Raw genomic sequence first — 14,128 nt, forward strand, 5'->3', positions numbered from 1 at the left:
ACATACAATGTAGAAAATAATATTCATACTATCAGGAGGATGAAAATGGATTTTGGACCGTTTGAGTATGTCGTGAAACGTATTGATGGAGACTACGCTGTTTTAGTACGGTGTGATGTGGAAACATCCGATGAAAAGCTGGTCGCGCGGGCGCTACTTCCGGCGGAGATCATGGAGGGGATGCATCTGCGCTATGAATGTCTCGCTTATGAGATTATATCGTGATTAGCGCCAAGGCTACCGTATCATTGGAAGGAGCAGCCTGTCTGCTGATATCCTATACCGACTGCCGTGCATATCCTTGCATTTTCTTGACAATCTGAAGGGGGCAGGGTATAGTGGAACAGGAGAAATTACAGCTCATTTGAGGAGAAAAAAATGGATAACAAAAGAAAAGCCATTTTGGTGGTCAGCTTTGGAACTAGTTATTCGGAAACGCGGAAAAAGACGATTGAGCAGATCGAAAAAGAAATCGGCAACGCTTTTCCGGAATATGCCTTGTATCGTGCTTGGACGAGCGGCATGATACGGAAAAAGCTGTTGAAAAGAGATGGTATTTTTATCGCGGATGTGCGTGGTGCAATGGAGCAGATGAAAGCGGATGGTATTACGGATTTGATCGTGCAGCCAACACACGTGTTAAATGGGATTGAGAATGATCTGATGATGGAGACCGTGTTGTCTTATGAGAATCAGTTTGCGCATATCGCCGTAGGTAGACCGCTGCTCAGTTCTCAGGAGGATCATGACCGGGTGGTGGAGGCTGTGGCCGGGGAACTGTGTCCTGCTTCGAGTGAAGCACTTGTATTGATGGGCCATGGGACGGAGCATTTTGCGAATTCTGTCTATGCGGCGCTTGACTATCAGTTCAAAGATACTGGATATCGCAACATTTTTATGGGAACCGTGGAAGCTTATCCGACGTTTGAGTCCCTCTTGAGGCAGCTCAAAGAACTGAAACCAGAGCGGGTAATTCTGGCTCCGTTTATGATTGTAGCCGGAGATCACGCGACTAACGATCTGTCCGGTGAAGAGCCTGATTCCTGGAAGAGCCAATTCGAGGAGGCCGGATTTTCCGTTCGGTGTATTTTGAAAGGGCTCGGAGAGTATCCCGCGATACGGAATATTTTCCTGGATCACGTTTCAGCGGCGGTGAAGGATTTGGAAGAGCGTACGAAAATGTAGTTTCAGGATGTTCAGAAGGGCAATGTAGAATGACCTGGGAGCAGTTTAATGACTGCAACGCAGGAAAAAGGAGCAGATTTCAGGATATTATGGCAATACAGATGATAGGGATTGATCACAGCGTTGCTGAGATTGATATCAGAACTATTTTTTCATTTACAAAAAAAAGTACAGAAGAGGCACTCCTATGTCTGAAGCAGGTAAAAGGCATTGAGGGCTGTGTTTTATTGTCTACCTGTAATCGGATGGAGCTCTGGCTTTCAACCAGCGAAGCATATGATTCCAATATTTATGAACTGCTCTGTGAGATTCGCAAGGTTGAGCCAGAGCGGTACAGACAGTACTTTACATACCGGCAGGAGAAGGAGGCGGTGCATCATCTGTTCCGCCTTGCAGGTGGATTGGAGTCGCGGATTCTGGGTGAGGATCAGATTATTACGCAGGTAAAAGACGCGTTGTGTCTGGCCAGGGAGCATTTCGCGGCGGATCATGTGCTGGAAACGCTGTTTCGGCAGGCTGTGACTGCTGCAAAAAAAGTGAAAACAGGCATTGCACTGTCTGCATCGGATCAGTCGGTGGTACATATTGCAATCCGGAATCTGAAGGAAAACGGTCATGATTTTCACGGAAAGACCTGTATGGTGATTGGCAATGGCGTGATGGGAAAACTGGCGGCGGAACAACTGCGTCTTCAGGGAGCGGATGTCACGGTGACGGTGCGGCAATACCGAAGTGGTGTAGTGGAAATACCGGCAAAATGCAGCCGGATTGATTACGGGCGCAGGATGGAACTTTTTGGAGCGTGCGATTATGTAGTCAGCGCTACGGTCAGCCCGAATTATACGCTGACACGGGAGCTGGTGGAAGCGGCGGTACAAAAGCCGGTGGTTCTGATTGACCTGGCAGTTCCCAGGGATATTGATCCGCAGGTGCAAAAAATACCGGGAGTGACGCTCCTTGATATTGACTGTTTTCGAGAGGAAGCAAGGAGCGAGGAGCAAAAAGCAGCGATTCTTGCAGCTGAGGAATGTTTTGCGGAGCAGATGGAAGAATTTTATATGTGGTATGGCTGCGTGGATGTGATGCCGAAAATTCAGAAGATAAAAGAAAAGGCAGCTGTGGATTTGGAACTGAGGCTTACGAGGGAGCTGCGTGAGCTTCCGTTAAGAGAAAGTGTGCGCCGACAGCTTTGTCAGGATATTGAGGCGGCTGCGCAGCGGGCGATGAACAAGCTGCTGTTCGGGCTGCGGGACGGAACAACCAAAGAGACGTTTCGGGAATCCCTGGATTGTCTGGAAAAGCTATATAAGTAAGTAGCAGATGGTTCTGGCTTTAGAAAAGCTTTGCGGTGCTGAGCTTGAAGGATGAATAAGATGAGAGATAAGATTGTAATTGGAAGCCGTGAAAGTGTTCTGGCTGTTGTCCAGGCAGAGCAGGTGCGGGATTACATAAGAGAGCGTTATCCGGGGCTTGCGGTGGAGATTCTGACAATGAAAACCACCGGGGACCGGATTCTGGATCGGCCGTTGGAGAAAATTGGCGGAAAAGGATTGTTTGTGAAGGAGCTGGACTGCGGGCTTTTGGATGGAAGAACCGATCTTTCTGTGCATAGCCTGAAGGATGTACCGATGGAGCTTTCTGATGAGCTTCCACTTGTCGCTTTTTCCAGAAGGGAAGATCCGCGGGATGTTCTCGTATTGCCGGAGGGAAAGACAGAGATTGATTTTACAAAGCCTATCGGATGCTCGAGCAGACGAAGGATGATTCAGTTTCAGAGATTATATCCGCAGGCGAAGTTTGCGACGATTCGGGGAAATGTACAGACAAGGCTGAAAAAGCTGGACGATGGCCAGTATGGAGCAACGCTTTTGGCGGCAGCCGGGTTGAGACGGCTTGGTTTGGAACACCGTATCAGCCGTTATTTCTCAACGCAGGAGATGATTCCGGCAGCCGGGCAGGCAATTTTGGCTGTGCAGGGGCGTGCCGGTGAGGACTATGACTTTCTTTCGGGTTATACAGATGCGGATTCTACGGTATGTGCGCTTGCAGAACGTGCATTTGTCCGTGCGCTTGGCGGAAATTGTAGTACGCCGGTGGCTGCTTTTGCAGAAGTAAAGGAAGGCAGACTTATCTTGCGAGGGCTGTTTCTGGACGAGACAGACGGACAGCTGCATGAAGGACAGGAAATCGGAAAACCGTGTGATGCAGATCAGATCGGAAGAAGTCTTGCGCAGCGGTTTCAGAAGAAATCACGGGAGATTTTGGGATGAGGAACGATACAGGAAAGGTATGGCTGGTCGGCGCAGGGCCGTCTGACCCGGGACTTTTTACTCTGAAAGGGAAAACAGTGCTGGAGAAGGCTGAGGTGGTAGTATACGATGCTCTGGTCGGGACCGCTATTTTGCATATGATACCGGATACGGCGGAAGCGATTGATGTTGGAAAACGTTCGAGTCAACACACGATGCCACAGGAGAAAATCAATGAGCTTCTGGTGCAGAAGGCGCGAGAAGGAAAAAGGGTAGTGCGCTTAAAGGGCGGAGATCCTTTTTTATTTGGCCGTGGGGGCGAGGAGCTTGAGCTTTTGGTAAAGGAGGAGATTCCTTATGAAATTGTGCCGGGGATTCCTTCTGCTATTTCAGTTCCAGCTTATCAGGGCATACCGGTGACGCATCGGGATTTCTGTTCTTCCGTGCATATTATTACGGGGCACAAACGGGCTGGAATGCCCTACGACATTGATTTTGAAGCGCTGGTGCGTACAAAGGGAACTTTAGTATTTCTTATGGGGGCTGCGGCGCTTGGTGACATCTGCCGCGGGCTTCTTTCAGGCGGTATGCGGCCGGATTGCCCGGCAGCATTTCTGATGCGTGGGACAACGGCTGGACAGGAGCGGATTACGGCAACGGTGGAAACTCTGGAAGAGGCTGTGAAAAGACAGGGAGTGAAAACGCCGGCAATCATTGTGGTGGGAGACGTCTGTGCATTGGCAGATACATTCTCCTGGTATGATAAACTTCCGCTTGGCGGTGTGCGTGTACTGCTTACAAGGCCCAAGGAGCTGATCAGCGGGACTGCTGCAAAGCTGCGGGAGCTTGGAGCGGATGTGCTGGAACTGCCTGCAATCCGCACGGTGAAAACGGAAGAAAATGATCGGCTGTATCGGGCATTTGAAACGCTGGAACAGTACCAGTGGCTGGTGTTTACAAGTCCTGCGGGAGTGCGCATCTTTTTTGAGCAGATGGCTCAAAAACGGATGGATGTCCGCCGCTTCGGACAGATAAAGCTTGCTGTGATTGGCAGTGGAACAAAAAAGGAACTGGAAAAACACGGCCTATATGCAGACCTGATTCCGGAAGTGTACGATGGCGCACATCTGGGAAAAGCACTTGCAGATGCGGCAAAGGCAGGAGAGCGGATTTTGATTCCAAGGGCAGCAATCGGTAATCCTGAGCTGACAGATGCACTTCGCGATGCTTTGAAGCAGCTGGAAATAGACGATATTGCGACGTATGATACCGAATATGAGACGGATGGGCTATCAGACGTAAAGGCCGAACTGGAAAACGGCGGCGTGGATTACATTGTATTTACAAGCGCCTCGACAGTTCGCGGTTTTGTGGCAGCAGCGGATGGCGCAGACTTTGCAGCGGTAAAAGCTGTCTGTATCGGAAAACAGACGAAGGCCGCGGCAGATGCTTACGGGATGCAGACCTGGATGGCGCAGCAGGCTACGATAGACAGTCTGCTGGAATGTCTCGTGAAGGTGCATCAGGAGCAATCACCGTATTGGAAATTTGAATATTGAAACGAAATGTGAGATCAAAAATTGTGGGTACAGGAGGAAGGGCAGATGGATATGAGAGTCAGACCGAGAAGGTTGCGTTATGGGGAAGGACTGCGAAAAATGGTGCGTGAGACGCGCATGGATGCTTCTTCCTTGATCTATCCGATTTTTGTAAAAGAAGGAAGTGGCATTGTGGAGGAAATCCCCACTATGCCAGGACAGTACCGTTACAGTGTGGATACCATGGAAAAAAAGCTGGAAGAGCTGTTGGATGCAGGTGTTTTCAGCGTAATGTTTTTTGGTATTCCTGAGCGCAAAGATGAGATCGGCAGCGGCGCCTATGCGGCGGACGGGATTGTGCAGCGTGCAGTGGCAAAGGCTCGCCGGGAATTTCCGGAGCTTTATCTGATTACAGATGTCTGCATGTGTGAATACACCTCGCATGGACACTGCGGCGTACTCTGCGGACACGATGTAAATAATGATGAAACGCTGAATCTTTTGGCAAAGACAGCGCTTTCGCATGTGCAGGCGGGGGCTGATATGGTGGCTCCGTCGGACATGATGGATGGCCGTGTGGCAGCAATTCGTGACATACTGGATGCCAACGGGTATGTAAATACGCCGATTATGTCATATGCCGTGAAATATGCTTCTGCCTTTTATGGGCCGTTTCGCGATGCTGCGGGTTCAGCCCCCGCATTTGGGGATCGTAAGAGTTACCAGATGGATTACCATAACAGCCGTGAAGGAATCAAGGAGGCTCTGCTTGATGTGCAGGAGGGCGCTGATATTATTATGGTAAAGCCGGCAATGTCTTACCTTGATATGGTGACAAAAATCAAGCAAGAGGTGCATGTCCCGGTGGCGGCCTACAGTGTCAGCGGAGAGTATGCGATGATCAAAGCCGGAGCGAAGCTGGGGTATATTGAGGAAGAGAAGATTATCTGTGAGACGGCGGCAAGCGCCTTCCGGGCGGGCTGCGATATCTATCTGACGTATTATGCGCAGGAGATTGCGCGATATATGCAGGAAGGCAGAATTGGATAAAAGGAGAAGAGAATGACAAAATCAGAGGCAATATTTGAGCGGGCCTGCAAGGTAATTCCCGGAGGTGTGAACAGTCCGGTGCGTGCTTTTGGCTCGATTGGCGGAATACCGCAGATGATTCGCCGTGCAGACGGGACGAAGATGGAAGATGAGGACGGCAATGTGTATCTTGATTTTGTCGGTTCATGGGGGCCGATGATTTTGGGGCACAATCATCCGGCAGTGCGTGAGGCAGTGATCAAAGCCTGTGAGGATGGGCTGAGTTTTGGAGCAGCGACGCAGCGCGAAGTTGAGATAGCAGAGCTGATCTGCGGTTCAATTCCGAATGTTGACATGGTTCGTATGGTAAATTCCGGTACAGAGGCTGTGATGAGCGCAATACGCGCGGCAAGAGGTTATACGGGACGGGATAAAATTGTGAAATTCATGGGCTGTTATCATGGGCATTCGGATGCACTGCTGGTACAGGCCGGTTCGGGTGTCATGACTGCAGGGATTCCAGACAGCGCAGGAGTGCCGAAGGGGTGTACCAAGGATACCTTGCAGGCGGTATACAATGATGCTGATTCCGTGGCGCAGCTTTTTGAACAGTTTCCGGGGGAGATTGCAGCTGTGATTGTGGAGCCTGTGGGAGCAAATATGGGGGTTGTACCGCCAAAGCCCGGATTTCTTGAAGCGCTGCGCAGCCTATGTACGAAACACGGCGCTGTGTTGATTTTTGATGAGGTAATCACAGGCTTCCGGCTCGGCTTTACCGGTGCGCAGGGATATTTCGGCGTGGATGCGGACCTTGTGACTTACGGAAAGATTATCGGAGCAGGAATGCCGGTGGGAGCTTATGGTGGCCGGCGTAAAATTATGGAGTGGGTTGCTCCGGTGGGACCTGTGTATCAGGCAGGGACCCTCAGCGGCAATCCGGTAGCGATGGCAGCAGGCCTCGCACAGCTTACGATTTTAAAGGAGCATCCGGAGATTTATACAAAGCTAAATGAAATGGGCGACTGGTTTTATGGCGAAATAAAAGAGATTCTGAAAGAAACGGAATTTCGTGCGCAGGCTGTATCATGCGGTTCTCTTGGCTGCATTTTCTTTACCGATGTTCCTGTATGTGATTATGCGACAGCAAAGATGTCAGATACGTCAATGTATGCATCCTATTTCAGATATATGCTTTCGAGAGGCGTCTATCTGGCGCCGGCACAGTTTGAAGCAATGTTTCTGTCAGCAGCGCACATGAGATCGGAGCTGGAAGGTGTACTGGAGCTGATGCGTGGATTTTTTGCGATGTGACGGAAAGCACAGAGGAGAAACAGAGATGTCTTTGTGACTTGTGGCTGAAAAATATGAGACAGAAGAAGGGAGACGGGATGCTGCATGTGATTACCGGAGGGAGCGGCAGTGGAAAATCGGCATATGCGGAGGGGCTGGTGCAAAAAACAGGCCCTGGAAGACGCATTTACATTGCCACGATGATTCCTTACGGGGAAGAGGGAAGGCAGAGGGTCTTACGGCACCGGGCGCTGCGAAGAGAGAAACAGTTTGAGACAGCAGAGTGTTACACGGACCTGGCGCATCTTGATCTGGGTGGCTATGCAGATGCCGTTTTGCTGGAATGTATGTCCAATCTCGTTGCAAATGAGATGTTTGAGCCGGATGGGGCAAAGGCGCAGACCGTGGAGGCCGTGTGCAGAGGCGTGCAGCGCTTGCAGCAGCAGACCGGAGCGCTATTTATTGTGACAAATGAAATTTTCTCGGACGGAATTTCCTATGATGCAGAAACTGCTCTTTATCTGGAACAGCTGGGAATTGTAAATCAGAGACTGGCACAGATGGCAGATACGGTGACAGAGGTTGTGTGTGGAATTCCGAATGTGGTGAAGGAGCGGAAGGATGAAACGGTGTTGGAACAGTCTTAATATTGCAGTTTCGATGTATTCGAGACTTCCGGCCATGCAGTGCGACTGGTCAGAGGAAAACATGAGATACGTGATGTGTTTTTTTCCCTGGATTGGAGTTGTGATTGGGGCTCTGTGTCTTGGCTGGGAGTTTCTGGCCGGATATCTTGGTTTGCACATGCCTCTTCGCACGGTGATTCTGATGCTCATTCCGGTGGCGGTAAGCGGAGGGATTCATCTGGATGGAATGCTTGATACGGCGGATGCCATGAGTTCATGGCGTCCCCGCGAAAAACGGCTGGAGATTCTCAAAGATTCTCATGCCGGCGCGTTTGCGATTATTACGTGTACGGTTTATTTTTTCCTGCTTTACGGTGTCCTGGATATGGTACAGGGAGAGCTGGCAGTTACTTATGCATTTACGTTTCTGATTTCCAGGGCTTTGAGTGCTTATTCGGTTGTGACATTTCCGAAAGCTTCTGCAAAAGGGACTGTGGCAGGATTTTCTAAAACAGCGCAGACGAGGGTGATACAGACGACCTCCGTTATTTATGTCTTGCTGGGAGCAGCCGGGATGGCGTTCTGGCAGCCGGTATATGCGGCGGCCGCGCTTTTGGGTGCCGGGATTACGTTTTTCTGGTATTATCGCATGGCCATGAAAAATTTCGGCGGAATTAATGGAGATCTGGCTGGCTGTTTTTTGTCGGTATGTGAGCTTGTAATGCCGCTGACAGTTGTGATGGTTTCGCATTTGGTATAGAATGACGGTATGTCACAGAAGCCGGGATTAGAGAGGCAGAGAGATGGATAAATTATTGGAAATATATAAAAAACATAAAGAAATCATACATTATCTGATGGTAGGGGGACTGACTACGGTAGTAAGTCTTGCGGTCTATTATGGATGTGTGGTGACGTTTCTTGATCCGGGAGTTTCGGCGCAGCTTCAGGCGGCAAATATAATTTCCTGGGTTGCAGCAGTTACATTTGCATATTTTACGAACCGCAGATTTGTTTTTGAGAGTGAAAGTACGGACAGGCTTCGGGAAGCGGCGGCTTTTTATGGTTCAAGGGTGACTACGCTTGTGATGGATATGGGTTCCATGTTTTTGATGGTAACACTGCTTGGCTGGAATGATAAAATTGCGAAGCTGATCGTCCAGGTGCTTGTGACAGTGGCGAATTATATTTTGAGCAAATTTCTTGTATTTCGTAAAAAATAGGAAAAGAGAGTAAATGAAAGTAATTATCGGAGGCGCCTGTCAGGGCAAGCTTGCATTTGCGAAGCGAGAGTATCAGGTTGCAGATGGCTGGATTGACGGACGGGTATGTAAACTGGAAGAGATCGAAGGATGCCGCGGCATTTTTCAGTTTCATGAGTATATACGGCGGTTTATGGATGACAGGAAAGATGGTCTTTGGCTTTCATCAGATTTGAGCATTGTTGGGATGGAGCAGCAGGCGGAGCGTTTTGCTGATCTGTTGTATGAGAAAAATCCGGATATCCTCATTGTATCAAATGAGCTTGGCTGCGGAATTGTGCCAATGGAAAAAAAGGACCGTCTGTGGCGGGAGACGTGTGGGCGCGTCTGCACAGCCCTTGCAGCCCGCGCCGATGAGGTGGTGCGCGTGGTGTGCGGCGTGGGGCAGAAGATCATAGTTCGGGCAGAGCAAGATCTGGAACTTGTACAAAATAAAATCGGGAAACTTTCTTTGGGAAGGACGCAAAATGGCGGCGGAAATGATGGTCCGTCAGGTGTATGTTTCCCATTGTTTCTGGACTTATCCCATGCACAGATTCTGGTAGTGGGAGCAGGGCAGATTGCACTTCGGCGCATCCGGGCGCTGCTTGGGTTTGCAGGTCGGATTACAGTGGTGGCGCCGGACGCTGCGCCTGGCCTCTCAGATATTCTGACAGACATTGCGGAAACGGAGAGGGCCCGGGAAGAGAGAAGCTTGTGCGAGTCAGACGCGGAAAAGGGGACCAAGGTGGTCTGGGAGCAGAGAGGATTTTGTGAGTCAGACCTGGATGGGAAAACGATGGTTCTGGCAGCGACAGATGATAAAACGTTGAATCAAGAGATCGCAAAAAGCTGTAAGGCGCGCGGAATTTTGGTAAATGTGTGCAGTGACGCAGCGTTGTGTGATTTTCAGTTTCCGTCGATTGTCCGGGATGGAGACGTCGTAGTCGGGGTGAATGCCTCCGGACGGAATCATCCCCTGGTTAAAGAGACGCGGAAAAAAATAGAAGCATGCCTGGGCATAGAAGAAGATGGCAGCAGGTATTGCTGAAAACAGATTTTTGAAAGGCGCTGTATGAGCCTTACATTGTTCTTAATGTTTATAGACTGGATTTGATTTTATTTCAGAAAGCAGGTAATACGATGCAGAATTATATAGTCGGTTCGTGGATTGCTGTGCTGATCGGGTTTCTTGCAGATCTGGTTTTCGGAGACCCTTCGGTGTCCTGGCATCCGATTTGCCTGATCGGTGCGCTGATTGCAAAACTGGAAAAATGGCTCCGTGCGTTATTCCCAGGAACAAAACGCGGGGAACTGGTGGGCGGAGCTGTGATGGTGGTTCTTGTAGTTTTTATTTCTTCCGGAATTCCGGCGGTGCTGCTCTTTGTATTTTATCGGATTCATTTCTGGATCGGCGTTATGGCGGAAGCTGTGATGTGCTTTTTTATTTTTGCGGTGAAATCCTTAAAAAAGGAAAGTATGCAGGTGGAAAAAGCGCTGGAGACAGAAGGACTGGAAGCCGGACGGAAAGCAGTTTCACGCATTGTAGGAAGAGATACGCAGAATCTCTCCGAAACCAGTGTGATCAAAGCAGCCGTTGAGACTGTGGCTGAAAATTTTTCAGACGGTGTGTTTGCTCCAATGTTGTATCTGATCATCGGCGGTGCAGGACTGGGGTTTGCTTACAAAAGTATCAATACCATGGATTCCATGGTTGGATATAAAAACGAACGGTATCTTTATTTTGGCCGCACGGCGGCAAAGCTGGATGACGTGGTAAATTATATTCCGGCACGTCTGGCAGCGCTTTTTATGATTGCCGGTGCATGTTTTTGCGGACAGGACGGAAAGGGAGCCTGGAAAATCTGGCGTCGTGACCGAAGAAATCACGCGAGTCCCAATTCTGCGCAGACGGAAGCGGCAGCTGCCGGAGCATTGCAGATTCAGCTTGCGGGAAATGCCTGTTATTTTGGAAAATTATACGAGAAACCGTATATCGGAGACGCGGTCCGGTCCGTACAGAGGGAGGATATCGCCAGGGTCAACCAGTTGATGTTTATGGCTTCTGTGCTGGCATGTATGGTGCTTGGAGGCGTGAAACTGCTGTTGCTGTATGGCTTCCTGTGATCTGGCAGTTGATTCAAAAGTATTGAAAAGCTACAAATCCAGACTTTACAGCAGCGTTTTGTTTGATCTGTATCATTCGTAGTATGGAGAAAAAATAAGTGGAATTAGTAATAACGACAGAAAAAAAAGGGATGCCGGAAGCGGCTGCATTGCACGAACACGGCGGAGATATCTATTCTTATAAAAACGTCAGGGATTTTTCGGCTAATATTAATTTCCGTGGGATGCCAGAGACCGTGCGCCTGGCAGCACAGGAAGCGGTAAGTCAGTCGATTCATTATCCAGATCCCAGGTACAGGATCTTGCGGGCTGTCTTGGCAGAACGGGAAAGTGAGATCTGCCGGAAGCAGGAAACGCTGTGCGAGGATGTGATGCGTCAGGATATCTTGTGCGAGGCATGCAGGATTCATCCGCATCAGATTCTATGTGGAAATGGAGCAGCGGAGCTGATGTTTGCGCTTGCGGCGGCGCGCCGCCCGGCAAAAGCATTGCTTGCGGCGCCTTCTTTTTTTGAATACGAGCAGGCATTGTCAGCGTTTGGTTGCGAGATCAGGCGTTTTTACCTGAAAAAAGAGCAGGAGTTCAGGCTTGAAAAATCATTCCTGGAAGCAATAGAAGAAGGAACGGACCTTATTATCTTGGGCAACCCGAACAATCCGACAGGGCAGGTGTTGCAGACAGACTTTCTTGAGAAGCTGATGCAGATCTGCCTCAGCCGTCAGATTCTTCTGGTACTGGATGAAAGTTTTTTTGATTTTCTGGATGTGGTAAGCTGTCAGGAGACATTTTCCGGAGTCAGCAGAGTCACAGAAAATCCCAATATATTTGTAATGAAATCTTTTACGAAAATGTATGCCATGCCGGGATTGCGTTTCGGATACGGGGTTTGCAGTGATACGCGTCTGCTTGATCAGATGCGTTTTGTCATGCAGCCGTGGAATGTTTCAATTCCGGCGCAGATGGCCGCCCAGGCAGCAGCAAAAGAACTGGAATTTGCCGCTGCATCGGCAACGGAAACAGCTGAAAACCGGAGCGAACTGAGCGGGGCACTGGAGAAGGCAGGGTATCAGGTGTACCCTTCCGCGGCTAATTTTTTGCTACTGGAAGGACCGGAAGATTTACGGGCAATGTGCCTTGACCGGGGCTTTCTGATCCGTGATTGCAGCAATTTTCCGGGACTTGAAAAAGGCTTTTTCCGAGTTTGCGTCCGAAGCGAAAAAGAAAATCAGATGCTTTTTGCAGTCCTTAAGGAGTGTAAAGAAACAAAATATCAGAGTAAGGTGACGAAGGAAAGCAATGCAGCAAAAGAAAGGACGGCAGAATAATGGCAAAGGTAATTATGGTGCAGGGCACAATGTCGAATGTAGGCAAGAGCGTGGTGGCGGCAGGACTTTGCCGGATTTTCCGACAAGATGGCTACAAGGTGGCGCCGTTTAAATCCCAGAATATGGCTCTCAATTCTTTTATCACGAAAGAGGGCCTGGAAATGGGACGCGCACAGGTGATGCAGGCAGAAGCCGCAGGAACGGAACCGTGTGTGGCCATGAATCCCATTCTTCTGAAGCCGACGAATGATACCGGCTCCCAGGTCATTGTAAATGGAGAAGTGCTGGGAACAATGAATGCCCGCGATTATTTTAAAATGAAAAAATCACTGGTGCCGGAGGTTATGAAGGCGTACCGTAAACTGGAAGAGCAATATGACATTATTGTAATTGAAGGCGCGGGAAGCCCGGCAGAGATTAACCTGAAGCAGGACGATATTGTGAATATGGGAATGGCGAAGATGGCAAATGCGCCGGTGCTTCTGGTCGGAGACATTGACCGGGGAGGCGTGTTCGCACAGCTTTACGGTACAGTGGCACTTCTGGAGGAGGACGAGCGTCGGCTCATTAAGGGGCTGATTATCAATAAATTCCGGGGAGATAAAACAATCCTGGAGCCAGGGGTAGGGATGCTGGAGAAGCTGACGCAGCTTCCAGTTCTCGGTGTGACACCATATCTTCCAGTAAGTCTTGAGGATGAGGACAGTCTGAGTGAACGGCTGGAAGGCAGGACAGATAGACAGACGGTCAGTCTGCTTGATCTCGCAGTGATTCGGCTGCCTCGTATTTCCAATTTTACAGACTTTAATGTGTTCGAAGGAATCAGCGGTGTCTCTGTGCGTTACGTTTCCGCAGCGCATCAGCTTGGAAATCCTGATTTGATTCTTTTGCCTGGAACGAAGAACACCATGCGAGATCTGCTGTGGATGCGCCAGAATGGTCTGGAGGCCTCTGTATTGAAGGCGCATAAGGCAGGCAGCGTTGTTTTTGGCATCTGTGGAGGGTATCAGATGCTGGGCCGTCAGATTTCTGATCCGGAAGGTGTGGAGGAAGGCGGAAGCATCCGTGGAATGGGTCTTCTCGATGCGGAGACTGTTTTTGAACCGGAAAAAGCCAGAACGCGCGTGGAAGGACATATTCTGCCTGTTGACGGAATTTTGGAACCACTGTCTCACACGGCAGTTGCCGGGTATGAGATTCATATGGGACGCACCGTAATCGGGGATGGGACAAAGCCGTTTACAGAAATTGAAAATAGTATCACAGGAGAGCGCAAGCAGGAAGGAGCCTGCGGGAAAAATGTATACGGCTCCTATCTGCATGGGATTTTTGATCAGGAAGAGGTGGCTGTCCGTGTGGTACGGGCACTTGCGAGGGCCAAAGGAATTACGGAAGAAATGGGCATGGAGATGGATTTTGCCTCCTTTAAAGAAACGCAGTATGATCTGCTTGCAGAAGGACTGCGGGCGCACCTCGATATGAAACGGATTTACGGGATTCTGGAAGAAGGCGTATAAG

The 14,128-nt window shown here is 49.6% G+C and carries 14 protein-coding genes; all 14 read left to right on the top strand.

The features are described 5' to 3' along the window. Positions 1–45 precede the first annotated feature (45 nt). On the top strand, positions 46–225 hold the full coding sequence (locus AC6I2O_RS17570) for a DUF3006 domain-containing protein (RefSeq protein ID WP_120391472.1): 180 nt from the start codon (positions 46–48) through the stop codon (positions 223–225). 153 nt (positions 226–378) lie between these two features. After that, complete coding sequence (locus tag AC6I2O_RS17575; protein ID WP_120391473.1) at positions 379–1,185, top strand: sirohydrochlorin cobaltochelatase; 807 nt, start codon at positions 379–381, stop codon at positions 1,183–1,185. A 29-nt stretch (positions 1,186–1,214) separates the two neighbouring features. Then, on the top strand, positions 1,215–2,498 hold the full coding sequence (hemA, locus tag AC6I2O_RS17580) for a glutamyl-tRNA reductase (RefSeq protein WP_497743365.1): 1,284 nt from the start codon (positions 1,215–1,217) through the stop codon (positions 2,496–2,498). A gap of 60 nt (positions 2,499–2,558) precedes the next feature. Continuing rightward, the gene (hemC, locus tag AC6I2O_RS17585; RefSeq protein WP_120391474.1) at positions 2,559–3,455 is read left to right on the top strand and encodes a hydroxymethylbilane synthase; all 897 of its coding nucleotides are present in this window, start codon (positions 2,559–2,561) and stop codon (positions 3,453–3,455) included. Further along, entirely contained in the window at positions 3,452–4,993 is a 1,542-nt protein-coding gene (gene cobA, locus AC6I2O_RS17590; protein WP_497743366.1) for a uroporphyrinogen-III C-methyltransferase, read from the top strand. Before hemC ends, cobA begins: the two co-directional genes overlap by 4 nt. Before the next feature lie 45 nt (positions 4,994–5,038). Further along, on the top strand, positions 5,039–6,022 hold the full coding sequence (hemB, locus tag AC6I2O_RS17595; protein ID WP_497743367.1) for a porphobilinogen synthase: 984 nt from the start codon (positions 5,039–5,041) through the stop codon (positions 6,020–6,022). A 12-nt stretch (positions 6,023–6,034) separates the two neighbouring features. Beyond that, positions 6,035–7,312: a glutamate-1-semialdehyde 2,1-aminomutase gene (hemL, locus tag AC6I2O_RS17600; protein ID WP_120391476.1), complete on the top strand. Its 1,278-nt coding sequence runs from the start codon at positions 6,035–6,037 to the stop codon at positions 7,310–7,312. Between the two features lie 77 nt (positions 7,313–7,389). Continuing rightward, positions 7,390–7,938 carry a bifunctional adenosylcobinamide kinase/adenosylcobinamide-phosphate guanylyltransferase gene (locus AC6I2O_RS17605; protein WP_120391679.1) on the top strand — a complete coding sequence of 183 codons (549 nt, stop codon included), beginning with the start codon at positions 7,390–7,392 and terminating at the stop codon, positions 7,936–7,938. Next, on the top strand, positions 7,913–8,677 hold the full coding sequence (locus AC6I2O_RS17610) for an adenosylcobinamide-GDP ribazoletransferase (RefSeq protein ID WP_497743368.1): 765 nt from the start codon (positions 7,913–7,915) through the stop codon (positions 8,675–8,677). The genes AC6I2O_RS17605 and AC6I2O_RS17610 overlap by 26 nt, the downstream gene beginning before the upstream one ends. A gap of 43 nt (positions 8,678–8,720) precedes the next feature. Beyond that, on the top strand, positions 8,721–9,140 hold the full coding sequence (locus tag AC6I2O_RS17615; RefSeq protein WP_497743369.1) for a GtrA family protein: 420 nt from the start codon (positions 8,721–8,723) through the stop codon (positions 9,138–9,140). Positions 9,141–9,153: 13 nt separating this feature from the next. Next, the gene (locus AC6I2O_RS17620) at positions 9,154–10,209 is read left to right on the top strand and encodes a bifunctional adenosylcobinamide kinase/adenosylcobinamide-phosphate guanylyltransferase (protein ID WP_497743370.1); all 1,056 of its coding nucleotides are present in this window, start codon (positions 9,154–9,156) and stop codon (positions 10,207–10,209) included. 92 nt (positions 10,210–10,301) lie between these two features. Beyond that, entirely contained in the window at positions 10,302–11,285 is a 984-nt protein-coding gene (gene cbiB, locus AC6I2O_RS17625) for an adenosylcobinamide-phosphate synthase CbiB (protein ID WP_497743371.1), read from the top strand. 98 nt (positions 11,286–11,383) lie between these two features. Then, entirely contained in the window at positions 11,384–12,610 is a 1,227-nt protein-coding gene (locus AC6I2O_RS17630; RefSeq protein ID WP_497743372.1) for a pyridoxal phosphate-dependent aminotransferase, read from the top strand. Next, positions 12,610–14,127: a cobyric acid synthase gene (locus tag AC6I2O_RS17635; RefSeq protein ID WP_497743373.1), complete on the top strand. Its 1,518-nt coding sequence runs from the start codon at positions 12,610–12,612 to the stop codon at positions 14,125–14,127. The genes AC6I2O_RS17630 and AC6I2O_RS17635 overlap by 1 nt, the downstream gene beginning before the upstream one ends. The last annotated feature ends 1 nt before the right edge of the window (position 14,128 follow it).

The sequence above is a fragment of the Blautia sp. St.27G3 genome, assembly GCF_059728505.1.

What these genes read in the sequence shown, in the direction of transcription:
- hemL (WP_120391476.1), top strand. Translation starts at nt 6,035, where the DNA reads ATGACAAAATCAGAGGCAATATTTGAGCGGGCCTGCAAGGTAATTCCC.
- AC6I2O_RS17605 (WP_120391679.1), top strand. Translation starts at nt 7,390, where the DNA reads ATGCTGCATGTGATTACCGGAGGGAGCGGCAGTGGAAAATCGGCATAT.
- hemC (WP_120391474.1), top strand. Translation starts at nt 2,559, where the DNA reads ATGAGAGATAAGATTGTAATTGGAAGCCGTGAAAGTGTTCTGGCTGTT.
- AC6I2O_RS17570 (WP_120391472.1), top strand. Translation starts at nt 46, where the DNA reads ATGGATTTTGGACCGTTTGAGTATGTCGTGAAACGTATTGATGGAGAC.
- AC6I2O_RS17575 (WP_120391473.1), top strand. Translation starts at nt 379, where the DNA reads ATGGATAACAAAAGAAAAGCCATTTTGGTGGTCAGCTTTGGAACTAGT.
- AC6I2O_RS17610 (WP_497743368.1), top strand. Translation starts at nt 7,913, where the DNA reads ATGAAACGGTGTTGGAACAGTCTTAATATTGCAGTTTCGATGTATTCG.
- cbiB (WP_497743371.1), top strand. Translation starts at nt 10,302, where the DNA reads ATGCAGAATTATATAGTCGGTTCGTGGATTGCTGTGCTGATCGGGTTT.
- cobA (WP_497743366.1), top strand. Translation starts at nt 3,452, where the DNA reads ATGAGGAACGATACAGGAAAGGTATGGCTGGTCGGCGCAGGGCCGTCT.
- hemB (WP_497743367.1), top strand. Translation starts at nt 5,039, where the DNA reads ATGGATATGAGAGTCAGACCGAGAAGGTTGCGTTATGGGGAAGGACTG.
- AC6I2O_RS17620 (WP_497743370.1), top strand. Translation starts at nt 9,154, where the DNA reads ATGAAAGTAATTATCGGAGGCGCCTGTCAGGGCAAGCTTGCATTTGCG.
- AC6I2O_RS17635 (WP_497743373.1), top strand. Translation starts at nt 12,610, where the DNA reads ATGGCAAAGGTAATTATGGTGCAGGGCACAATGTCGAATGTAGGCAAG.
- hemA (WP_497743365.1), top strand. Translation starts at nt 1,215, where the DNA reads ATGACCTGGGAGCAGTTTAATGACTGCAACGCAGGAAAAAGGAGCAGA.
- AC6I2O_RS17615 (WP_497743369.1), top strand. Translation starts at nt 8,721, where the DNA reads ATGGATAAATTATTGGAAATATATAAAAAACATAAAGAAATCATACAT.